21 protein-coding genes are annotated in these 23,689 nt (G+C 43.9%); 12 read left to right on the top strand and 9 right to left on the bottom strand.

From position 1 onward, the window contains the following. Positions 1-129 precede the first annotated feature (129 nt). From OSCIL6407_RS0127795 to OSCIL6407_RS0127785, 3 genes are all read left to right on the top strand, one after another. Positions 130-1,764 (top strand): alpha-D-glucose phosphate-specific phosphoglucomutase, encoded by a 1,635-nt coding sequence (locus OSCIL6407_RS0127795; protein ID WP_007357138.1) that lies wholly within the window; start codon positions 130-132, stop codon positions 1,762-1,764. Positions 1,765-1,941: 177 nt separating this feature from the next. Further along, the gene (locus OSCIL6407_RS0127790; protein ID WP_007357137.1) at positions 1,942-2,580 is read left to right on the top strand and encodes a histidine phosphatase family protein; all 639 of its coding nucleotides are present in this window, start codon (positions 1,942-1,944) and stop codon (positions 2,578-2,580) included. Positions 2,581-2,834: 254 nt separating this feature from the next. Beyond that, complete coding sequence (locus OSCIL6407_RS0127785) at positions 2,835-4,079, top strand: acetate kinase (protein WP_007355000.1); 1,245 nt, start codon at positions 2,835-2,837, stop codon at positions 4,077-4,079. A gap of 109 nt (positions 4,080-4,188) precedes the next feature. Here OSCIL6407_RS0127785 and OSCIL6407_RS0127780 read toward each other — a convergent pair whose 3' ends face one another. The 4 genes from OSCIL6407_RS0127780 to OSCIL6407_RS0127765 form a co-directional block, all read right to left on the bottom strand. After that, positions 4,189-5,289, bottom strand: coding sequence for a DJ-1/PfpI/YhbO family deglycase/protease (locus OSCIL6407_RS0127780; protein WP_007355001.1), 1,101 nt, complete (start codon positions 5,287-5,289; stop codon positions 4,189-4,191). A 152-nt stretch (positions 5,290-5,441) separates the two neighbouring features. Continuing rightward, the gene (locus OSCIL6407_RS0127775) at positions 5,442-6,272 is read right to left on the bottom strand and encodes a hypothetical protein (protein WP_007355002.1); all 831 of its coding nucleotides are present in this window, start codon (positions 6,270-6,272) and stop codon (positions 5,442-5,444) included. An 81-nt stretch (positions 6,273-6,353) separates the two neighbouring features. Then, positions 6,354-6,971, bottom strand: a complete 618-nt coding sequence (locus tag OSCIL6407_RS0127770; protein WP_007355003.1) for a hypothetical protein — start codon at positions 6,969-6,971, stop codon at positions 6,354-6,356. A 79-nt stretch (positions 6,972-7,050) separates the two neighbouring features. Continuing rightward, positions 7,051-8,091: a hypothetical protein gene (locus OSCIL6407_RS0127765; RefSeq protein ID WP_007355004.1), complete on the bottom strand. Its 1,041-nt coding sequence runs from the start codon at positions 8,089-8,091 to the stop codon at positions 7,051-7,053. 788 nt (positions 8,092-8,879) lie between these two features. Here OSCIL6407_RS0127765 and OSCIL6407_RS0127755 point away from each other — a divergent pair. Next, the gene (locus tag OSCIL6407_RS0127755) at positions 8,880-9,932 is read left to right on the top strand and encodes an AI-2E family transporter (protein ID WP_007355007.1); all 1,053 of its coding nucleotides are present in this window, start codon (positions 8,880-8,882) and stop codon (positions 9,930-9,932) included. A gap of 212 nt (positions 9,933-10,144) precedes the next feature. Then, the gene (locus OSCIL6407_RS0127750; protein WP_007355008.1) at positions 10,145-10,996 is read left to right on the top strand and encodes a DUF1206 domain-containing protein; all 852 of its coding nucleotides are present in this window, start codon (positions 10,145-10,147) and stop codon (positions 10,994-10,996) included. 80 nt (positions 10,997-11,076) lie between these two features. On the opposite strand, the gene OSCIL6407_RS31340 is transcribed toward OSCIL6407_RS0127750, so the two are convergent. The 5 genes from OSCIL6407_RS31340 to OSCIL6407_RS34990 form a co-directional block, all read right to left on the bottom strand. Continuing rightward, complete coding sequence (locus tag OSCIL6407_RS31340) at positions 11,077-11,673, bottom strand: VOC family protein (RefSeq protein WP_007355009.1); 597 nt, start codon at positions 11,671-11,673, stop codon at positions 11,077-11,079. 13 nt (positions 11,674-11,686) lie between these two features. After that, entirely contained in the window at positions 11,687-12,166 is a 480-nt protein-coding gene (locus OSCIL6407_RS0127740; protein ID WP_007355010.1) for a cupin domain-containing protein, read from the bottom strand. Between the two features lie 227 nt (positions 12,167-12,393). Continuing rightward, positions 12,394-13,608 carry a hypothetical protein gene (locus OSCIL6407_RS0127735; RefSeq protein ID WP_007355011.1) on the bottom strand — a complete coding sequence of 405 codons (1,215 nt, stop codon included), beginning with the start codon at positions 13,606-13,608 and terminating at the stop codon, positions 12,394-12,396. 130 nt (positions 13,609-13,738) lie between these two features. After that, a complete protein-coding gene (locus OSCIL6407_RS0127730) occupies positions 13,739-16,369 on the bottom strand; it encodes an MGH1-like glycoside hydrolase domain-containing protein (RefSeq protein WP_007355012.1) in 2,631 nt (876 codons plus the stop codon). Between the two features lie 44 nt (positions 16,370-16,413). Then, positions 16,414-16,563, bottom strand: coding sequence for an SDR family NAD(P)-dependent oxidoreductase (locus OSCIL6407_RS34990; RefSeq protein WP_007355013.1), 150 nt, complete (start codon positions 16,561-16,563; stop codon positions 16,414-16,416). Positions 16,564-17,013: 450 nt separating this feature from the next. On the opposite strand from OSCIL6407_RS34990, the gene OSCIL6407_RS0127720 reads away from it, so the two are divergent. From OSCIL6407_RS0127720 to OSCIL6407_RS0127690, 7 genes are all read left to right on the top strand, one after another. Beyond that, complete coding sequence (locus OSCIL6407_RS0127720; protein ID WP_007355014.1) at positions 17,014-17,505, top strand: DUF2231 domain-containing protein; 492 nt, start codon at positions 17,014-17,016, stop codon at positions 17,503-17,505. Beyond that, complete coding sequence (locus OSCIL6407_RS0127715; protein ID WP_007355015.1) at positions 17,502-18,107, top strand: DUF2231 domain-containing protein; 606 nt, start codon at positions 17,502-17,504, stop codon at positions 18,105-18,107. Before OSCIL6407_RS0127720 ends, OSCIL6407_RS0127715 begins: the two co-directional genes overlap by 4 nt. A gap of 94 nt (positions 18,108-18,201) precedes the next feature. Next, a complete protein-coding gene (locus OSCIL6407_RS0127710; protein ID WP_007355016.1) occupies positions 18,202-18,936 on the top strand; it encodes a cytochrome c oxidase subunit II in 735 nt (244 codons plus the stop codon). A gap of 7 nt (positions 18,937-18,943) precedes the next feature. After that, entirely contained in the window at positions 18,944-20,605 is a 1,662-nt protein-coding gene (ctaD, locus tag OSCIL6407_RS0127705; RefSeq protein WP_007355017.1) for a cytochrome c oxidase subunit I, read from the top strand. A 77-nt stretch (positions 20,606-20,682) separates the two neighbouring features. After that, positions 20,683-21,348: a cytochrome c oxidase subunit 3 gene (locus tag OSCIL6407_RS0127700; RefSeq protein ID WP_026103882.1), complete on the top strand. Its 666-nt coding sequence runs from the start codon at positions 20,683-20,685 to the stop codon at positions 21,346-21,348. 180 nt (positions 21,349-21,528) lie between these two features. Next, entirely contained in the window at positions 21,529-21,771 is a 243-nt protein-coding gene (locus OSCIL6407_RS0127695) for a hypothetical protein (protein ID WP_007355020.1), read from the top strand. Positions 21,772-22,057: 286 nt separating this feature from the next. Further along, the gene (locus OSCIL6407_RS0127690) at positions 22,058-23,515 is read left to right on the top strand and encodes an NAD(P)/FAD-dependent oxidoreductase (protein ID WP_019487933.1); all 1,458 of its coding nucleotides are present in this window, start codon (positions 22,058-22,060) and stop codon (positions 23,513-23,515) included. Positions 23,516-23,689 lie beyond the last annotated feature (174 nt).

Raw genomic sequence — 23,689 nt, 5'->3', positions numbered from 1 at the left:
ACAAACAAAACCCGCCTGCGCGGGTTAAAATTCTACAGTCCGCGTAGGCGGACTTTGCCTGTGTAGCCGCGAATTCTATTCGCCGGGCTTAGTTCAAAACTCAAAACCTGTCTTTCTTAATATTTGCCCATGAACGTACACACAGTATTAACACAGCCATTTTCAGACCAAAAACCCGGCACATCAGGACTACGGAAACAAGTTACAGTATTTCAACAACGCCACTACCTCGAAAACTTCGTTCAATCTATCTTTGACAGCTTAGAAAACTATCAAGGACAAACATTAGTTGTCGGCGGCGACGGACGCTATTATAACCGTACTGCCATTCAGACAATTTTAAAAATGGCCGCCGCCAATGGCTTTGGCAAAGTATTAGTAGGTAGCGCAGGCATTTTATCAACTCCTGCTGTTTCCTGCATCATTCGGAAATATCACGCCTTTGGAGGAATTGTACTATCTGCCAGTCACAATCCCGGCGGGCCAGATGGAGATTTTGGCATTAAATACAACATTAGCAATGGTGGGCCAGCACCAGAAAAAGTTACTGATGAAATTTATAATCGGACTAAAGCGATCGCCGATTACAAAATCCTCGAAGCCAAGGATGTCGATTTAGACAAATTAGGGACATTTAAACTAGGGGAGATGACAGTTGAAGTCATTGATTCAGTCGCCGACTACGCTGAATTAATGCAGTCTCTATTTGATTTTGATAGCATCCGTCAGTTAATTACTGCGGGTAATTTTCGCCTTTGTGTTGACTCAATGCACGCCGTAACTGGCCCTTATGCCAAGACAATTTTAGAGGAACATTTGGGAGCACCTGCGGGTACTGTCATTAATGGCATACCCCTAGAAGATTTTGGCGGCGGACATCCCGATCCTAACTTAGTTTATGCTCACGAACTCGTTGAGATTTTGTATGGGGAAAACGCGCCAGATTTCGGTGCAGCTTCCGATGGCGATGGCGATCGCAACATGATTCTGGGACGCAAATTTTTTGTAACTCCCAGTGATAGTTTAGCTATTCTAGCTGCTAATGCTAAATTAGTTCCCGGTTACAGTGCTGGTTTAACAGGAATTGCGCGATCTATGCCTACTTCAGCAGCAGCCGATCGCGTTGCTGCTAAACTCGGAATTGACTGCTACGAAACTCCTACAGGTTGGAAATTCTTTGGCAATCTTTTAGATGCTGATAAAGCCACTTTGTGCGGCGAAGAAAGTTTTGGTACAGGTTCCAATCACGTCCGCGAAAAAGATGGGCTGTGGGCGGTATTATTCTGGTTGAATATTATCGCAGTCCAGAAGAAATCAGTCGAGCAAATCGTGCGGGAACACTGGAAAACTTACGGTCGTAATTACTACTCTCGCCATGACTATGAAGGAGTAGATAGCGACAAAGCTAATACTTTGATTGCTAATGTTCGCGCTGCATTTTCTAGCTTGAAAGGTAAGCAATTCGGTCAATATCAGGTAGAATATGCTGATGATTTTAGCTATACCGATCCGATTGATGGTAGTATTAGCGAAAAGCAAGGAATTCGGATCGGATTTACCGATGGTTCGCGCATTATTTTCCGTCTTTCTGGTACGGGAACCCAAGGCGCAACCTTAAGGATTTATCTCGAAAGTTACGAGCCAAATTCAGCAAAACATGATATTGATACGCAAGAAGCATTAGGAAGTTTGATTGCAATTGCTGATGAAATTGCCAAAATTCGTACTCTCACAGGACGGGAACAACCAACAGTAATTACCTAAATTATGGCATGGTAATTTTGACCTAAATGACTTTGACCCGGCGGTTGAAACCGCAGCTACACAGGCAAAACCCGCCTACGCGGGTTAGTTAGAATTAATTTTACACTCCGCGCAGCCGGATGAAAGTTTGTGTAGACGCGGTTTTAAGCGCCAAGATAATTATTTTAGGAGGAATTTATGAGTTTAAAACTGTATTTTTTACGCCACGGAGAAACAATTTACAGTCGCACAGGTGGTTATTGCGGGGATCTCGATCCTGATTTAACTCCTGAAGGTACTAAGATGGCGGAAGCTTTTGGCGCTGCGTACTCTTCTTTACCTTGGACAGCAGTTTATGTAAGTCCGATGAAACGAACAATTGCAACAGCAAAACCATTGTGCGATGCAGTAGGAATTGAGATGCAATTGCGGGATGGACTCAAAGAAATCCGCTATGGTGAATGGGAAGGAAAAACCCTAGAATTTGTCAAAGAAAACTATCTTGATGATTATATTAGTTGGATGACTGAACCCGCGTGGAATGCACCGAATGGGGGTGAAACTGCTGTGCAAATTGCCAGTAGAGCATCTCTAGTTATCGCAGAAATTGAAGCAAAACATCGGGAGGGCAATGTGTTAGTTGTTTCCCACAAGGCAACTATTAGAATTATACTTTGTAGTTTGTTAGGAATTGATTTAGGCCGTTATCGCGATCGCATTAATGCCTTAGCTGGTTCTGTTAGCATGGTGAAGTTTGACATTCACGGCCCGCTGTTGGAGGTGTTAGGCGATCGCTCTTATATGGATGAGAGTCTGCGTTCTTTACCAGGGAGTTAGTTGTTATTTGTTATTTGTTAGTTGTTAGTTGTTAGTGGTTAGTTGTTAGCAATTAAAAGTAGGGTGGGCGCTCGCATCAACCATCTCTAGCTATGAATTACAGACTTTTTGCGGCGAGCGCCCACCTTACAAATTAACAATTAACAATTAACAATTAGCAATTAGCCATTAGCAATTAGCAATTAGTCATTAGCAATTAGCAATTAGCCATTAGCAATTAGCCATTAGCAATTAGCCATTAGCAATTAGCAATTATGAAAATATTAGTATTAAATGCCGGATCTAGCAGTCAAAAAAGTTGCCTTTACGAAGTCAAAGACACAATTCCTAACGAACCTTTAGAGCCGATATGGGAAGCTGCAATTGACTGGACTCACCACGAAGGTACAGCAGAATTGAAAGTAAAAAATGCTCAAGGCAAAAAGGTTGAAGAGGAGTTTGAAGCCGATTTTCGCACGAATACTATCTTTGAGATGTTGAAGACACTTTGGAGTGGTGAAACTCAAGTTATTGAACATCCCAGTGAGATTGATATTGTTGGCCATCGGGTGGTACATGGCGGACAAGAATATCAGCAAAGCACGTTTATTACCCCGGAAGTAAAAGAGGCGATCGCACGTTTAGCTGTGTTCGCTCCCGTTCACAATCCTGCCAATTTGGAAGGGATCGAAGCCATTGAAAAAAGCTTAGGAAATGTGCCGCAAGTAGCAGTTTTTGATACTGCTTTTCATGCACAATTACCTCCGGCTGCGTATGTTTATCCCGGCCCTTACGAGTGGCTAGAACAAGGAATTAGGCGCTATGGTTTTCACGGTATTAGTCACCAATTTTGTGCTCAACGTGCGGCTCAAATTCTAGGTAAAGATTTGCAGGAATTACGGCTGATTAACTGTCATTTGGGAAATGGTTGTTCTCTCGCTGCAATTCGCGAAGGTAGAAGTATTGACACCACAATGGGTTTTACACCTTTAGATGGTTTAATGATGGGTAGTCGCTCTGGATCTGTCGATCCTGGTATTTTGATTCACCTGTTGCGACAGTCTGAATGTACGGGGGAAAAATTAGATCGGATTTTGAATCGGGGTTCGGGTTTATTAGGAATTTCTGGGGTATCGGGAGATTTAAGGATGATTATGGATGCGATCGCCAAGGGTAGCGATCGCGCTCAACTTGCTTTAGATATTTACATCCATCGCTTACGCTCTTATATTGGCGCTATGGTAGCGAGTTTAGGCGGCTTAGACGCTCTAATTTTTACTGCGGGGGTGGGCGAACATTCAGCCGTTGTCAGGGCTGCTGCTTGCGAAAATTTGGGGTTTCTGGGTTTAAAATTGGATGTGGATAAGAATGCGCGATGCCTGCGGCTGGCTTCGCCTACGCCTATGGATGAAGATATCGCAACGGATGATTCAGCAGTGCGGGTTTTGGTAATTCATACACAGGAAGACTGGGCGATCGCGCAGGAATGTTGGCAACTTTCCCAAAATAATACCCCATAATCAAAGGTAGGTAGTTGCGCTTCAGCGCTCTTAAGAAGCCTCTTAAAAGCGTTGAAGCGCAACTACCTACCTAAATGGGTAACAGCTTATCAGTTTGGCAAAGCCAGAATTAAGACATCTTCACCGCAGGGCTAGTAGATGGTTTTGCGGGTTTAACTTCTTGCGTTCCCATGCGCGATCGGTAAAGTTCTGCTAGACACTGTTCATACTTCGAGAGATCCAATTCAATCTGAGTAAAAATGTCGGTTGATACTGGATCTGTGAACTTCGCCCGCAGGTTATTGATATCAACAATTCCTGTTTGCAAATCGCCCAAGGTACTCCGCAAAAGAAACATTTCATCAGTTCCTTGAAGCGAAGCTTTTAAGGAAGCAAATTTATCCGCAGCCTGTGCAGAGATTGATGGTTTTTCACCCAAAGCATTCAGACGTGCTTCTAGGAGTTGGATGTGATGCTGTTTATTGTGAACCATGTCGTGCAATAGCGAACGCAATTCAACATCGGAAGTTTTTTCCCCATAATGCTCAAAAGCTTGGCACGAATAACGCTCACCTGTTAAAGCCGTGTTCAAACCTTTAACAATATCGCCTTTTGTGGAACCACCCCAAGCCGTTGCCAGCTTCCACCATTCTGCATTCACATCATTTTCATCCGGTAAAGCAGCCTCTTTGCCGCCGTAACCAAGACGAGCAAGAATTGCAGTAGTAAATATCGCCAAATCCCCCGGTTGCCGAGAAGTAATAAGATTGCCGTCAATTACCAAAGCTTCATTGATATACTCAGCTCCCGCATTGATCATATCCTTGCGGATGGCATGAAAACCAGTTGCTTTTTTACCTTTTAGCAAATCACCTTCAATCAAAACTTGCGGCCCGTGACAAACAGCAGCAACTAATTTTCCTTGCTCCATTGCCTCAGTTACAAAGCGCACTGTGTTGGGATTTGTCCGCATTATATCGGGAGCCATACCACCAGGAATAATTACTGCGTCAAAATCTTCTGCCCGCGTTTCAGTAGTAGTTCCATCAGCTTGCATGGCAACTTTGCCTTGTTTGCCTGCATACTTTTCATTCATGCGCGAACCAAGGACAACTACCTCAAAACCTGCTTGTTTTAGCCCATTATAAGGTACTTGAAACTCTGAATCTTCAACTCCGTTTTCAATCAGGATAGCAACTCGTTTGTGTTGGCTTCCGTTAGTTTCTGTCATGATTGCTTAGCCTAACTTTTATTATTTTCTCCTACATTAACTTAGGTATTAATTTTTCTCCTTCTTTCAAAAGTAATAAATCATCTCATCTTTATTTGTCACTTTGGGCAGAGTAAAATAAAGGAAAACTGCCCAAAGTGACAAAAGAGGTATTACTGAGGAATGGCTGAGGGATATACTCCTGTAGCAACTAGCACAGGTTTGTTGGTATACTCGGCTTCTAGCTTCTGCTTCAAGGTCAAATCCCATTGCAGATCGTAGTCCCGCTCAAGTTCAGCGAGGACAAACGAACGCAGCACGCCGGTTACGGCAACCTTCTCACCTTCTCGCACGCTTGGTTGTGGAACTGTGTGTATCACTAACAAGTCTTGTCCGCCAATTAATTTGTCTTCATCCAAGGTGAACGAGTTGGGACTTCTGAGGGTTTCGACTTCACCGCTCACCGCCAGTGTCTTACCGTAGTATTTTTGGGGGTCTGAGGTGAGTTCCCCCGGTGTGGGGGCTAGCGCCATCGATTGTGCAACGATCGCAGGTTTACTTTCGTACTCGGTGTACAAGTTTGGCTGTAAGCCTAAGTTGTACTCGCGCTCAATATCTGCAAGGACAAAATTGCGAACTGTTCCCGTTACTTGAACTTCTTGACCTGATTCAGCCGGCAGCACAAAAGGCTTGCCGGTGGCATTGACAACCAAAATCGATTCGCCGCCAAAAAACTCCCCATCGCTAACTGTAAAGGTCGATGGCCCCAATTTTTTGACTGGTTCGCTTCTGATGGTCACAGTTTTGCCAAGCAGTTGTGCTGTTTTATCAACCACATTCTCGGTTGTCGTGGGAGCCGAACCGGGTGGTGCAGGTACAGGTGCCGTTGCTTGCTGCTGTGGGGTACAAGCCGGAAGCAGGATAGCTGCTAGTGCGAGTGCGATCGCTCCTCCCTTAGCATTCGAGATCTTTGGAGTGGAATTGTTCAAACGATTATTAAGCATTGAAAAACCTCCTTGATTTTTTCTGTTTATTTTGTTGGTGAAGCTACAGAATTTGCGTTCAAAACCGGGTCTTTTTATAACCTAATTCAAGAACACTTGACCGTCAGGTTGAATTCTTAAAACTCCTTGATTGCCATCAAAGTTACTCGTTTCATCTATTGAAACTACGAGCATCCCTTTTTCAGAACTAGACATGGGTATAACTTTCACTAACCCTCCATCTACGCGCACCATTGTGACAGTCACAGGTGTTGGTAGATTTTGCAGAACAATTTCTGCTCCGCGCGCTAGCATTCGGGATTCAGTATGCCCGATCGCCTGATAGGAAATCAGGGCATTTGTGCTGTTTATTAATTTCACGCTCACCTCACCTGCCATTGGTGTGACAGTGGCAATGGGAGTCTGTCTTGTTTCTGGCAAAGGTGGTTGCGTAACATTCGTTCCCCTCGCGGGAGGAACCATATTTTGACCCAACTCTTGCTGATTCAATCTTTGACTTGCAGCATTAGGCAGACATCCTTGAGAAACCCGAACATTACTGTTATAAGGTTCTTCATAGTAAATCCTAGAACAGGAGTTGAGTGTAGGAGCGGGAGCTGCTGATGCCACAAGAGGAACGGTTGGCAGCGCGATTAATAAACTTCCAGAGATGATTTGTAATATCCCTGGCGTTTTTTTCCAGCGATTTAGTTGATACATAGCTATCTCCTGATAGAATCTTTCAAATTTAGTCAGGGTTTGCCAGATTTGGGGAGGGCAAATAGTCGCGAGTCACCGCTCAATTTTGAAACAGTACCAAAGTTTCTTCGCTGGTGCGATCGCCTCTACTAGAAGTGACATTCACCTCGTATCGGGTTCCTGGTAGAGCAATGGTCGGGTTAAAAGCAAAGCTGAATTTACCTTGTTCATCCGCACGAATTGTGCGTTCGAGGATATTTCGTTCAAATCCAAACAAACCTGCCACAGAAGAGGTAGCCTGAACGTTGACATTAACTGTCGCATTTGGGGCGCTGCGTCCTTCCACTTCAACCGTCCCGCTGACGCGAGCATTTTCTTCGGGAGTGATAATTTCTAGCGGGATTTCGGCAGTGTTGAAACTGCCATCATCGCCAGTAATTAGTTCTCGATCTAAACGGGAACGAATAACTTGATTTCCCGACTGCAAACTAGCAGTAACCGCCGCACCGGCAGGGGGGAAATAATCCTGCCTGCGGATGGTATATTCCCCCGTGTAAAGGCCGTTGGATTCTTCGCGCATGGGGATGTTATAAGCAACTCCTTCAATGGAGAAATTAGCTGTAGCATTGGGAGTGCCGAGCAATGTGAAATTGAGCGTGGTTCCCGGATCTAACTGCTGTACGGGTCGAGCACTGAAGCGGTTAATAGACAAAGATTGAAAGCGGCCATCGCTATAACCAGCTACTAGAGGTTGTTGCAAGCGGGTGCTGCTGATGCGATCGCCTTGTTGCAAATTTGCTCGCACAACTGTATTTTCTGAAATTCGATCGCCCTGGCGAATCACGTAGCTTGCCTCGTAAACTCCCGGTTGAACCTCCCGCATGGGCAGATTTTGCACTGTATTTGTGATAGTCAAGGTAGCTCTAGAATACGGGGTTCCTCGCAACACGAAAAAGAGTTCAGTTCCCGGATCTAATCGCTGTACTGGATACGCGGTAAAACTATCGATATTCGAGCCGACTACTCTTCGTTGAGCTACTTGGATTGAGGGTTTGGGACTAGCTTGGGCAATTTCGGGTAAATAAATGGTTGAACCCAACAGAACCAGTCCAATTGCCGTTGAAAATGATTTTATTTTCATAAAATCCTCCTAAATCGCAACAACCAACCTTTTGCAGTAATGTGAAAAGAAAATTTAAATTATTAAAAATTTACTTTTGCTCAAGGTCGATTGTCTGTATTCTACATTCTCTCTTTCAAAATGTTGTTTCTCTCTCTATTTAACTTCAACTCTCCAAAGCTTGCCATCTGTCGGAGGCAATAAGAAAATATGTATCCGATGAAAGATGATTGAAGAAAAAATGATGATATTGCTTTGAGTTAAGTGCGATCGCTCGGACTATTGGCGATAGATGCTTGATTCCCAACTGTCACACTGGGGCGCATCCATTCTTGCAACGTCCATAAGCTAGTTAGGGCAGCTATTGCAGCGCCCAAACTATCTATAATCAAATCAATATATGAACTTCGTTGTTCTCAGGATACAAACTAAACAATAGCGACGCGCCTAACCTGAGAATGAGCTCTGGGTTTTTCTAAAAAGTCTCTCTAGAGAAAAACTAGCCCTACAGCATCTATCTTAAGTTGGCTGATTTTAAACTTGAATGTAAAAGCAATATATCTTAAGTAAGATATTTGGCTAATTGCTTTAATTTTGCACAATCTTTCCCATACATAGGTGTAGGGTGAAAATGTAAGAGTGGCAGTATTGAGTGTCTCAAAAAGATTGTAACTCACACGGAAAAAACTCGCTTGCAGAATACAATCAGGATTCGGAATTGATGCGATTGCTCACTCTCGCTGTAGAAAGTTTAGCCAAAAAAATCTCCCTGCTAGAGTTAAGTGTTGGTGAATAGAGAGGCTTTTGTTATGGGTTTAGGAAAGTGGATTGGTTTTTTGGCTTTGCTAGCCTCGCTCTATATTTTGTGGAAAATTAGAACGATTGTTTTACTGTTTTTTACCGCCGTAATTTTAGCGATCGCTCTCAACCGTTTAGTGCGAAGATTGCAGCAGTCGGGTGCGAAGCGGGGAGTGGCGATCGCCTTAGCAATTGCGATTTTAGTCACAGCGAGCGCTGTCTTGCTAACTCTCATCGTAACGCGCCTGAGCAATCAATTTCAAGAGTTGTCCCAACTCGTCCCGCTAGGAATAGAACAACTGCGAATTTGGAGCAATTGGTTGCAAGCAAGATTACCCGGACAAATTGTTGATAACCTTCCCAGTATTGACGATTTAACCCAAGAAATTCAAACGTTTTTTCGGTGGACAACTTCGCATATTTATCAGTGGTTTTCCAACTATCTAAGCTTGATTATTAATACCTTATTAATTACCGTTTTGACAATCATGCTTCTGGTAAATCCGATGCCATACCGCCACGCAATTATCAGCCTTTTTCCCGCTTTTTACCGTCAGCGAGCCGATGAAATTTTCTCAAAATGCGAAGAGGGTTTAATGGGTTGGTTGGCAGGTGTTGCATTAAGCATGAGTTTTATTGGTATTACGAGCATTATTGGTTTGTTTGTTTTGCAAGTTCCACTGCCTTTTGTGAACGGGCTTCTGGCATTCATATTAGCCTTAATTCCCTATATTGGCGCAATTTTAAGCGTAATTCCACCGCTGCTGCTGGCTTTATTAGATTCGCCTTCAAAAGCAGGCGCGGTGTTGTTGCTTTATTTCCTAATTCAACAAATTGAAGGCAACTTGGTCACTCCTATCATTATGGAAAAGCAGGTATCTCTGCTTCCGGCTTACACCTTAGCTATCTTGACAGCATTCGGATTTTTCTTTGGTTTTTTGGGATTATTTTTAGCGCTACCAATTCTAATTGTTATTCAAATTTGGGTTAAAGAAGTTTTAATCAGAGATATACTAGACCGCTGGCAGACTGCTCAATCAGGGAAGCCAGTAGATAACTCATAAAGCTATAATTGTCAAGCCCAATTAATGTGAAGTTTATCAATCAATCAACCGATGAGAGTCCTGCTCAAGACAGATGACAAAAATCTCTAAACAAGCTAATTATTAAGTTAGTAAATGATAATGTAAATCCTTTGTTTAAGAACTCAGTTAACTGGAAAGGAATGCACCATTGCCTATGACAGCAGTCGTTAACAACTAAATTGTCAAAAAATATGAAACCGCACAACTCATCCACCGACAACATTAAACAGTCAATTCGACAAGCAGCTTCTCATGCCTGGTTTGAGCGACTGGCAAGATTGGGATATGCTTCCAAAGGCTTAGTTTACTTTATTGTCGGTTTTCTAGCAGCACAAGCAGTCTTTAGTATGGGCGGCAGGACAACCGATACTAGCGGTGCATTATCAGAAATTGTTAACCAACCGTTCGGTAAATTTCTGCTATTTCTTGTAACGATTGGGATTATTGGTTATGCCCTTTGGCGTATCGTTCAGACAATTCTCGACCCAGAACACCAAGGAGACAAAATTGATGCCAAGCGAATTGCCCAACGCATGGGCTACGCCTTAAGTGCTTTAGCTTACGGAGGTTTGGCTTTAACGGCTGTAAAACTGATAATGGGTTCTGGCGGTGGTAATAGCGATACAACGGAAGATTTGACAGCCCAAATTTTAGCGCAACCGTTTGGACAATGGCTGGTAGGATTGGCGGGAGCAATTGTTATTGGTGTAGGCTTTTCTTATTTCTACGAAGCATATAAAGCTAAATTTCGTCGCCATTTCAAGCTAGATGAAATGAGCCAAACCGAGCAAACTTGGGCGACACGGTTGGGTCGATTCGGAATTGCTGCCCGGGGAGTTGTTTTCGTTATAATCGGTTTTTTCTTAATTCAAGCAGCAAGGCTATCGGATGCCAGCCAAACAAAGGAATTGGGCGATGTGTTGGCAATTCTGGCACAACAGCCTTTTAGTCCAGTGATTTTGGCTCTAGTACCTTTGGGTTTAATTGCCTATGGTATCTACTCGGTAATTGAAGCGCGCTATCGGCGAATTTTCCGCTCATAAGCTTGCCCGTTATACAGAAAATTAGGAATTTTGAGTTTGATCCCACATTCCGCAGTTCTGGCTTTGATGACTAAGGATTTTCATACATTCACTCCCAGCAAGTCTCGGTAAAATTTTAGACTCTGCTCGGTGTTGCTAATTGCGATCGCACTATGATCGATTCCGAGAAACAAGCGATCGCTCTGCTGATGCCACTTGTCTTGTCCTTTATCGGCAGGAAACCAAATTAACTCTAAAGGGTGGCGATCGCAATCTTTGAACTTGAAGGCTCGTACACCAGCAGATGCTTTATTCTCGGCTGGTATCGTCTGCGGTTCAACTGAAATCGGTTCAATTGGAAACGATCGCAAATGAGCATAAGCCCGATCCATATCGCTAACTGCGATCGCCAAATGTTGAAACCACAAATCATTACTTTCCGAATCCCTGGGAATAGGTTTTCCCTCAATATTGAGATACTGCATCAGCTCAATAACTTCATCTCCAAGCTGCAAGGTGACAATGCGAATTGTTGCCTCAGCCACGCCTACTAAGTCGCTGTAATCCTCTGTTTCAACCGTGATGTCTGAAACGGGTTCAAACCCTAGTGCTTGCGTATAGAAATCCTGAGAGCGATCGGCATCACTCACAGTTAGCCCAATAGCACGAATCCGTTGTACCTGAATGGGATTCAACATAAAAATTTTGAGCTTATCGAAAACGGCAAGCCTGCCCGATAGTAGGCGTTTCTTCAAGTTGCACAATCATCAAAACTGCGGGCGCATCGCCGACAGTGCCAGAAAGGTGTCCCTTCTGTCCCTGGGCGTTGGCTTTCGTATTCTGGTCTTCTCCAAACGAAATTTCACCAACACCCATCTCTACTCGTTGCCCGTCCATCGTCTCCACAAACCAGCGTCCCGATAGCGGAATAATCCACTGGGGTTTCGGATTTTCATGCCAAGTGCCAATCCAGCCAACAGGTTGCACCGTAAAGACGACGGTAGCACCGCCTTGCTGCATCTGTTCGAGCCACTGAGGAGAGGCAGGTGGTGAAATGCTCTTGAGAGTGAAGTCTTGAATTTGGCAACTGGACTGGTGGCTGATGCCATCTTCGTCAGTCCAGACGTGCCAATAGTCAATCGTCGGGGGTGTTGGATGTTCGCGATCGCTTGATGATGAAGAATGAGTCATAAGAATAAATTTCCTTAACTATTGGGTAATTATTACTATATATAGCGAGCCTAAATAATTGGGAGCATCTCAGTGTATATATGTATGCGTGTAGGGGCGTTAAGGCATAGCGCCTAACGCCCCGATCTCACCATGATTGCGATTCCTGTCGGCTTTGCCAACCTACCCTTTTGGCAAATTTTTCTTCTTCAAAATGGAGGAGTCTTTTTTTGCCGAGTCAGGGGATTTTATCCTAAGTAGATAGTCCCTTCATGGGCATTAAAAACGGCGCTTTCAACCTGAGCGAGCGGTGCACTCACCCCTTCTAAGATCGCCACTAAGTCTTTGCTCGGAGAATTGGCATAGATATTGAGAGATCCGCCTACAATTTCCTGGGTGAAGTTGGAGATCGAGCCTGCTACTTCTATGGTATCGACTCCTCTCTGAAAGTTCTGGATTAGAGCGTAGTCGCTGTTTCCCTGACCCACATACATCTGTATGGCATTGGGAGTTGAAGGAACGATGTAAATGCCGAGCGCGAAATTATCTACACCTTCAGCACCAATGAGCGTATCAATTTCTCCCAGTCCAGTCCCGATTACTCGATAATCATAGGGATCGGAACTGACAACTTGGTAGGGGGTTGGGAAAATATATCGACTGCTGTTGCCAAAACTTCGGATAACGTCATTATCCGTCGTGCCCGTGAGAGTAACAATACGATCCTCCAATTGACCGTAGCGGAGATAATGATCGAAAGGAGATTTAAACAGGCCATCGTCTACCGCCTGCTTGACATCTGGATTGCCGACCAAATAATCGGTTTCGTCGAAATAATTGACAGCACCGAGGAAAAAAGTCCCTCTATTGAATGCGCCACCAAAGAGGGGTCTGTCAACTACAGTCAGTGGCGAAGTCATTCCTTCTACTATCGCCACCAAATCTTTAGGATTTTTCTTGTAGATGTAAAGATTTCCATTGGTAACTTCTTGGGAGTAATCAGCCGGACTTCCTGCTAGCTGAAGGGTATCTTCAGCAAATTCAAAGTTTTGAATCAGAGCGTAGTCGTTGTTTCCTTGGCCTACATAGAGCTGGACGGCATTGGGAGTTGAAGGAAGAACGGTGTAAGCGGCGATCGCGAAATTGTCTGTACCTGAAGCACCAATAAGCGTGTCAATTTCTCCCGCGCCAGTACCGATTACTCGAGAATCATAGGGATCGGTACTGACAATTTCGTAGGAGGTTGGGTAAAAATATCGAGTGTTGCCAAAGCCTCGGATAAGATCGTTACCCGTCGTTCCCGTAAAAGAGGCAACGCGATTTTCAAATTGGCCCAAGAGAATGAAATGCTCTAGCCCCGACTGGAATTGGCCATTTTTCACGGCCTGAGCGACATCGGGATTGAATGTTAAGTAATCGCCTTCATCAAAAAATGGGTAAATATCGCTGTACGAGTCTACCATGTCTCCTACACCCTTAAATGATTAGGCATGAGTATACTACTAAAAGTTGAGTAGCGATCGCCAATTTTATGTAGCAATTATTAAACTTTCGCTAGTCCCTGTTTCAAGAATTAGTATTAAAAGCCTGGAATCACGGTTTATCGTTTACCTGCTGAATCAACTTGGCAATTAGTGCTGTCCATCCAGTTTGATGACTTGCGCCTAATCCAGCCCCGTTGTCGCCGTGAAAGTATTCGTAAAAGAGAATCAAATCGCGCCAGTGAGGGTCTTGCTGAAATTTTGCAGTACCACCGTAAACCGGACGCTGCCCATCTCGATTCTGTAAGAAAATAGCGATCGCTCTTTGCTCCAAATAAGCCGCCACCTCCCAGAGATTGAGCATTACTCCTGAACCTGTGGGACACTCCACTGTGAAGTCATCGCCTAAGTAGTGATAGAACTTTTGCAAGGATTCAATTAGTAGAAAGTTAACTGGAAACCAGATGGGGCCGCGCCAGTTAGAATTACCGCCAAATTGGTTAGAAGTAGATTCAGCAGGCTCATAGTCTACTTGATAGCGAGTGTCGTCCCAGTCGAAGATAAAGGGATGCTCTTGGTGATAGCGGGAAAGCGAGCGGATACCATAAGGTGAGAGAAATTCCTCCTCATTCAACAATGGTCGCAGGATACGGCGTAGCGCTTCGGGGCTAGTAATAGCAAGCAGGCGGCGATCGCCTTCTCCCTCAATGGTCATACAAGCAATGTTTTGTGCCAATTCGGGACGGTTGTTGAGAAACCACTCAATTTTGTCTTTTAATCCCGGTACAATTTCTAACAAATCTGGCTCGATAGTATCAACTGCAAATAGCGGTATTAGTCCCACCATTGACCGTACTTTGATTCGCACGTCCTCTCCGTTGGGTAAGTGCAAGGCATCGTAGTAAAAGCCGTCTTCGTCGTCCCAAAGCACAATTTCTTCATGCCCTACATGATTAATGGCGTTAGCAATGTAGAGGAAGTGTTCAAAAAACTTCAACGTCATATCGCTGTATGTTTCGTCCTCACGGGATAGTTCCAGAGCGATCGCCAGCATATTTAATGAAAACATCCCCATCCATGCCGTGCCATCTGCCTGTTCTAAATAACCCCCCGTTGGTAATGACTTGCTGCGGTCAAATAGCCCAATGTTATCCAGTCCGAGAAATCCTCCTTGAAACAAGTTTTGCCCTTGTAAGTCTTTGCGGTTTACCCACCAGGTAAAGTAGAGCATCAAGCGGTGAAACATCCGCTCCAAGAATTTGCGATCGCCCGTTCCAACTCGTTTCTGTTCAATTTTGTAGACGCGCCACGCCGCCCATGCTTGTACCGGAGGATTGACATCGCCAAACGCCCACTCGTAAGCGGGTAATTGACCGTTGGGGTGCATGGTGCGATCGCCAGTCAACCACAGTAATTGTTGCTTGGCAAAGTTTCCATCCATTAATGCTAGAGCAATGCAGTGGAATGCCAAATCCCAGGCAGCAAACCAAGGATACTCCCACTTATCGGGCATGGAAATAATTTCTTCGGCGTAGAGCATCCACCACTGAGTATTGCGATCGGTAAGGCGTTGACTGGGTGGGATAGGTTCTGCTAAATCTCCATGCAGCCAAGTATGGACATCATAGTAGTAAAACTGTTTGCTCCACAGCAGTCCGGCAAACGCTTGTCGTTGGACGTTGCGGCAGTCCTCGTCTAGACCGGGGGTGAGCGTTTCGTAAAATTCATCTGCCTCTGTTTGACGCTGGCGGAAGGTATCAGCAAATGCTGCATTAAATGGCGTGTCAGTATATTGGTTGGTGAAGCGAAGTTGAATTACATTTGTCTGTCCCGCCCCAATTTCCAATTGATACCAAGCTGCTGCTTTCGTACCAACTTTATTCGGATTTACTGCATTCTGATTGTTATGAATCACATACTCGTGGAAAGCGTCTTTAACATAAGGTGAGGCATTAGCAACTCCGTAGAGACGTTGGCTGTTAGTTTCATTCTCTGTAAATAAAAGCTGATGATTTCCATCGCAAAATAACCAATAATCCCCATATTTCTCACTGTTCGCCTTAATTACACCATCAGCAACTTTCGATAGCTGTGACTGCGGTTTATTACCTGTCCATATCCAGGTATTGCGAAACCAAAGGGTAGGTAGTACGTCGATGCTGGCAGTTTCCGCCCCCCGATTCGTGATGCTGATGCGAATGCAAATATCATCGGGAGAGGCTTTGGCGTATTCGGCAACCACATCAAAATAGCGATTATCGTCAAACACGCCCGTATCTAATAATTCAAATTCTGGTCGATCCTTGTGGCGATGAGCGTTTTCCTCTACAAGCTGAGTATAGGGAAATTCCAGTTGAGGATATTTGTACAACCAGCGCATATAGGAATGGGTAGGCGTGTTGTCCAGGTAGAAGTAATATTCTTTGACATCTTCACCGTGATTACCTTGTTCGTTAGTCAGTCCAAACAGACGTTCTTTTAAAATTGGATCGCGGCCATTCCACAGTGTTAGACCAAAGCAGAGTTGACTGTGGCGATCGCACCATCCACCCAATCCATCTTCACCCCAACGGTAAGCGCGCGATCGCGCCTGGTCGTGAGGAAAATACTCCCAAGCTGAACCATCCGGTGAGTAATCCTCCCGCACTGTACCCCATTGGCGATCGCTCAAGTAGGAACCCCAACGATACCAAGGTTCATCCGGTTCGCGATTCTCTTCTAACCTTTGCTGTTCTGCGTTCATCTAGCCCCCCGTCGCGAACCCTGTATACAGAGTCATACCGCCGTCTACTCTGCTGCTTCCTGTTGAGAATGGTAGTTGACTAAAACAGAAGCACCCGATGCAGCCAAAGTATGGGTGACTCCTTCACCAATACCAGAACTTGCACCCGTTACGACTGCTTTTTGACCTTTGAAAAGATTAGGGGAATAGCTCATGTTTTTTCCTAGTTTTATTTCTTTGTGAAGTAAAGTTGTACCTAATTAAGAATGTAACTACTTAAAGATTTATTTATTGGTTTCTGCGCTCACTTTAGGGATTTGTAGAATCAAATACGTCTATCTAATGGGGTAATTCGTCTCTATTTCTAAGGGTATAACTTTATAATTATCTTCTCCAGAAACTTACACATAAAATTAATTGTCAAGCAATGTTTTTTGTGATATACAACTAATCTTTATGTGATTAATGTGTCAATAATATCACCAGCGATCGCCTTAAAACTTTAGAGGGTTGAAAGCCCAATAGTTTGAGAAGCTATGGTTATTTTTCAGGATTAGATCAATCTTTAGATAGATATGTTTTTGTAGAATTAGTCTCAATCTATATTTAGAGAAATCTCTGTCAGCTTGCCTCCGGGAACAAGTCCACTAAAACAGGAGAAAGCGATGCCTCTGCCTCTCAATAATGCGAATCTACCTTACCCAGATCCGCTCCATCCGATCGTCGTCCATTTCGCGATCGCGATGATAATTTTTTCCTTCTGCTGCGACGTGACGGGCTATTTCAACCGCAATCATCGTTTGTTTGAGGTGAGTTTCTGGAATATGTTTGTTGCTTCAGTCAGTATTTTCCTCGCCGTCATCTTTGGTCAGTTTGAAGCTGGTTTAGCCCAACCTTACGAAGCCGTCAAGCCGACACTGAATTTACACACAATTACAGGCTGGTCACTTTCGGCAATTATTGTGGCAATTACCGCATGGAGATTCGCGATTCGCGCCCGAACTCCAGTAAAGATACCTGTTGCTTATCTAGGTGTTGCAACATTTTTAATTTGTTTAGTATGCTTTCAACAATATTTAGGGACTAAGTTAGTTTGGGTATACGGGCTGCACGTAGAGCCCGTAGTTGAAGCAACAAAAAATGGAGTCTTACAATGAACTCGCAACTTATCGATCGGTTGTGGTTCAAACTAGGTGCGAACGGATTACCATACGAGGTTCCAATTCATCCGCAGCTAGTGCATTTCACGTTGGGTTTATTCATTATTGCCATAATTTTTGATATTGCGGGAACGCTGTTTCGTTTTGAAAAACCAATCCTCAAATTTTTGACTCTGACTGCTATTCGTCCCAGCTTTTTTGATGTTGGTTGGTACAATCTTTTAGCAAGTGCTGTTATCACATTTTTTACCGTCGCAGCGGGCTTTTTTGAGATGATGTTGGCAGACCCACCCACAAATATGAATAGTGCTTGGGGGTTGGGGGCTGGTACAACAATGCTCTTGCATGGTATGGGGGGTATTTTACTATTAGCAGCGATTGTTGCCATGACCGTATGGAGGGGGTTACAGCGCTACCGCTGGCGCAAAAATGCCACAATCCAAGTGCAGTGGAGTTACTTGTTGATGGGTATTTTTATATTGGGATTGTTATATGTTCACGGCACTTTAGGGGCGCAGATGGGAGACGAGTTCGGGATACATAATACGGCAGCGGGCTTAATTCGACAAGGTAAAAATCCGAATTTATTACTTAAATAATGCCAATAAAGATACTAGAACAATTGATTTTACAGGAGATGCGATGAGGAAAATTTTCAACACACTATTATTAATAGTTTTTATCGCGGTAATTATGATAATAGCCCGCTGGATTGGCGATCGCGCCTACTCTTGGATGCCGATTCAGGCAACCGCAGAAGCGGAAAGAGTCGATCGCATATTTAGCTTTTTAACCTCCGTGGGAACGTTCATCTTTCTCGCGATCGCAGGCACGATCGGATACTCAATTCTCACCGATCGCGCGCCCAAGGGAGATTGGAGTCACGGTCATCCTACCAGAAGCGATGTGAGGCTAGAAATCCTCTGGACTTCCGCCCCAACCGTCCTAGTTTTATGGCTTGCAGCTCAAAGTTTCAGCATTTATCAACAACTAGATATTGAGGGGCTACAACCGATCGTACATCTGCACCTATTGGAAGAATCTGCTACCGCTGCAACGGTCACAAATACCGATCAACCTGTTACTGAAAATATTGAGGTTATAGCTAAACAATCGGTTTGGTCTTTCCGCTATCCAAATAATGCCATTAGTAACGAATTACACCTGAGAGTAAATGAACGTACCCGTTTAAGTTTACATTCCCAAGATGTAATTCACGGCTTTTATGTCCCGGAATTTCGGTTAAAGCAAGATATCATCCCCAACCGCAATATTAACCTGGTCTTAACACCCACCAAAATCGGCAAATATCACCTGCGTGATTCCCAATTCAGCGGCACCGACTTTGCCTTGATGGTGGCGGATGTATATGTTGATTCAAGTGAAAGTTATAATCAATGGCTTTCTCAAGCTGCTATCCGTAAATAAAAAATATATGACAAATAACTCAATCCCAATTACTGACGAATCAGAAAATCCCAACAGTAAAAACGATCCCGACTGGCAGGAGTATTTCAGCTTTAGCACCGACCATAAAGTTATCGGTGTTCAGTACATGGTGACGACTTTTATTTTCTTTTTGATTGGTGGGATGTTAGCGATGATTATTCGGGGCGAACTGCTTACTCCCGAATCAGATTTGGTCGATCGCTCTTTATATAATGGCTTATTTACTCTACACGGCACGGTGATGATTTTCCTGTGGATTATCCCCTTCAATGCTGGTCTTGCTAACTACTTAGTACCGTTGATAATTGGGGCAAAAGACATGGCGTTTCCAGTTCTGAATGCGCTCGCCTTTTGGATAATTCCGCCAGCAGGTATCCTCCTACTATCGAGCTTTTTAGTACAAGGTGGGCCCGCACAAGCTGGCTGGTGGTCTTACCCACCAATCAGCCTCCAAAACCCAACTGGTTATCCCATCAACGGCGAATCAATTTGGATACTGAGTGTAATGTTGCTGGGTATTTCATCGATTATGGGAGGAGTCAACTTTATTACTACAATTGTTTGGATGCGGGCACCAGGGATGACGTTTTTTCGGATGCCGATTTTCGTTTGGACAGTTCTCAGCGCCCAGTTGCTACAACTAATTTGTTTACCTTCCCTGACGGGCGCGATCGTACTGTTATTTTTTGACCTCACTTTTGGGACAAATTTCTTCAAACCCCTGGAGAATGGCGACCCAATTATCTATCAGCACTTATTTTGGTTCTACTCCCATCCGGCGGTTTATGTGATGGCGCTGCCTGCTTTTGGCATCTTTTCGGAAATTCTCCCCGCCTTTTCTCGTAATCCTTTATTTGGCTATCGATCGGTTGCGATCGCCTCCTTTGGAATTGGTTTAGTCAGCATATTTGTTTGGGTACACCATATGTTTGCCAGTGCTACACCCAATTGGATGCGGATACTATTTATGGTTTCCTCAATGTTGGTAGCTGTCCCTACTGGTGTCAAAGTATTTGCTTGGACTGCCACAGTTTGGAATGGCAGACTGCATCTTTTAACCCCCATGTTATTTGCCTTGGGAGGTGTACTTATGTTTATTTTCGGTGGAATTACTGGCATCATGCTTAGTTCAGTTCCGTTTGATATTCATGTCAACAATACCTACTTTGTAGTAGGTCACTTCCACTACGTCGTCCACAATACAATCACGATGGCAATCTTTGCCGCGATTTACTTCTGGTTCCCAAAAATAACTGGACGAATGTACGCTGAAGGCTGGGGAAAATTGCATTTCTTTTTAACTTTTATCGGCGCTAATCTTACGTTTTTCCCCATGCACCCGCTCGGTTTACAAGGCATGGTGCGCCGGGTTTCATCTTACGATCCGCAGTTCCAAGGGTGGAATATTATTGCTAGTTTGGGAGCCTTTTTCTTGGGTATGTCTACGCTGCCTTTTATTGCCAATATCGTCGGTTCTTTGCTATTAGGTAAAAAAGCACCTGACAATCCTTGGCACGCTACAGGGCTGGAGTGGAAGACTTCTTCACCGCCACCCAGGGAGAACTTTGAGGAAATTCCTGTTGTCAACGATCCACCCTATCATTACAACTCTAAAGCGATACCAGAGGCTGCTGTTACTCAAGAATAGATCAGGTAAGGGGAGAGGAATTGACTGCTTTTTCTCAATCCAAAATCCCAGATCCAAAATCCAAAATTATCGGAGTTATGCCAAATCCTACACATCATATAGATGAAAGCCCAATTCGTTTCGATCGCTTAGTACAGTCCCTGCCTAATTGGTTACAAAGGTTCTTACCAATTGGTGGTGGCATCGCTCACGATCATCATGGTAAAGCAATGTTCGGCGTTACCATATTCTTGCTGTCGGAGAGCCTAGTTTTTTTCAGCTTTTTCTTTACCTATATCGCTCTACGATTGACCCATTCCAACTGGCTACCACCTGGTGTTAAGGGGCCGGAATTATCTAAATTTATCATTATTAATACTGTGGTGCTGCTTTCAAGTAGCTTCGTTATTCAAGCCGCAGAAAACGCCCTCAAACGCCATAAAATTATTAGATTTCGCTGGCTTTGGGTACTGACTTTTGGTATGGGAATTTACTTCTTAGTTGGTCAGGGTATCGAGTGGAGTAACCTTAACTTCCGGCTGACTACAGGGCTAATGGGTGGAACATTTTACCTGCTAACAGGTTTCCACGGGCTGCACGTTTTTGCGGGCATTCTCTTGCAGTTGCTGATGCTTTCTCGTTCTTTCATTCGGGACAATTACAACAAGGGGTACTTTGGTGTCAGCGCAACTACTTTGTTCTGGCACTTTGTTGATGCGATCTGGGTTATCCTATTTTCACTTATCTATCTCTGGCCACCCTAGAAATTTGCAGTCTCAAGATGAATGGTTATTTGTAGCCAAATCGTACTTAAGCATGGCTTTATTAGGGATTTGAATTTATAGACAAACTACTGGTAATAAAAGCCCAGGGATGCAATTTTTGTTACAGTTATAACCCAAATGTACTGGTACCTTGCTTTATAAACTTCAAGGAGGTTTTTTATGAATTTCCCAACTCAAAAATCACTAGCAATTATCACAATTGACTTTTTCAGTTTGGTTCAATCAGCCCAAAAAGATCCATTGATCGATCGAGGTGGTCAGGTTGCTGTGGATATTGGCGTTGTCCTCCTAGCAGTTACTTTAGTGATTGCTGTCAAGATTATTAGCCCTAGAGTTGAACACGCTATTGTTCTTGCTATCTTTCTCAGCTTTGTATTAATTGGTCTCTTTTTAATTAAATAGTATAAATTGCATTGCTGCTCCTATTAATTTGTTATTTTCTAGCAAGCAATGCAATTTATTTTGAAGCCTCAATTTGCATTCTCACCGCTTTTTCATTTCAATTCAAGTAAATCCACCTAATTAAACATAAGATCGGGATGGCTAAAAAGCTGACTGTATAAACATTCTTCCTTCTCTCCTAGATAACTAAATTTTTCTTCCTTCTTCCTTCTCTCCTAGATAACTAAATCCTTCTTCCTTCTTCCTTCTTCTTACTGACGCTCAATTAGTGGAGAAAAATCATCTCATGAACAACCCAATTTATCAGACTGTAATCGTTGGTGGTGGTTTCACTGGTTTGTTTACAGCTTTGCATCTAGCACACGAACACTATCCAAGAAGCATCATCCTAATTGATAGCTCTGAACGCTTTTGTTTTAAGCCTTTACTTTACGAGTATTTCAGTGGTGAGATGGATGCTAATCAGGTAGTACCGCGTTTTGAGGAACTGCTCAAGGATAGCGGCATCATTTTTGTGCAAGATACGGTGCAATCGATTGACCTAGAACAACGGGAAGTCAAATTAACTTCGGGAACTAACTACAACTACAGTAACTTAGTGTTAGCTTTAGGTAGCGTTACTGGCTATTTTGGCGTTGAGGGTGCTAAAGAATATGCCTTTGATTTTCGCACCCAAGAAAATGCGATCGCGCTCGATCGTCACTTGCGCGACTGCTTACAACGAGCCGTTCAAATTGAAGACCCCGAGCAACGTCGTCGGCTGCTAACTGTAGCTGCGATCGGTGGCGGGCCAAGTGGTGTGGAAATGGTTGCTACTTTAGCCGATCTGCTACCTAACTGGTATGAAGCTTTGGGAGGTAATCCTCAAGAAGTCCGGGTGGTACTAATTAATCACGGCAACGAAATTCTCAAGGGTGATATTAATAGTCATCTGCGTGAAACTGCCGAGCAGGAATTAGAAAAACGCGCTGTACCAGTGGAGTTAATCGCGGGAGCAGAAGCGACGGCTATTCGTCGAGATTCAGTTGAATATAAGCGCGATGGTAAGTCTGAAATATTATCAGCATCTACCACGATTTGGACAACTGGAACTGCTACACATCCACTGATTAAAAACTTACCAATTCCCAACGAACACCGCGATCGAGATGGTCGCGTTCATGTTACTCCCACTTTGCAGTTACCCGATTTTCTAGAAGTTTTTGCAGGGGGTGATTGTGCGGTGGATGTGCAAGCCTCAACGGTTGAGGGTCGTGAGTACGAGCATTTAGAACTACATCAAGATTCAATATCTAATTCCTCTGAGCCCCATGAGACTAAACCTTTACCTCCCACTGCCCAAGTAGCCTATCAGCAAGGGGCCACGATCGCGCATAATCTGAAAGCGATGGCATTAGGACATGAGCTAAAGCCAGCTCAGGTTAACCTACGCGGAACCCTTCTCAAACTAGGTTTAGAAAATAGTGCCGCTAACATTTACGATGTTTTTGAAGTGAAAGGCGAAGTCGGTCATCTGATTCGCCAAGGCACTTATCTAGAACTATTGCCAACTCCGCTTCATAACTTGAAAGTTACTACAGACTGGTTAAAAGATGAGATATTCCACGAACATATCAATTCTGGTGATGGGATAAAGCAAGCTGTTAAGGTTGCTCAAGTCGTGGGTGGAGTAGTCGTCGGCGCTATAGTTGCCAAAAAAATGCTCAATATGCTAAGTGAGGACGATAAAAACCAGAAATCTTGACGGCATCTCCAGAATTGAAGCCAGGATCGAGATTGACCATATAATCGAATACGGTTCCGTTAAGTCTGATAGCACGATCGATGATGCGAATTTTTGGACTTTAACTTAACTTTATTGAGCTTTAACTGAACCGTATTGGTCTATAAACACCTTTTATGAAGGATAAGCCTGGCT

The sequence above is a fragment of the Kamptonema formosum PCC 6407 genome (assembly GCF_000332155.1).
GTDB lineage: Bacteria > Cyanobacteriota > Cyanobacteriia > Cyanobacteriales > Microcoleaceae > Kamptonema > Kamptonema formosum.
The sequence above is the reverse complement of the archived record's forward strand: the minus strand, read 5'-3'. Positions and strand labels throughout refer to the sequence as shown.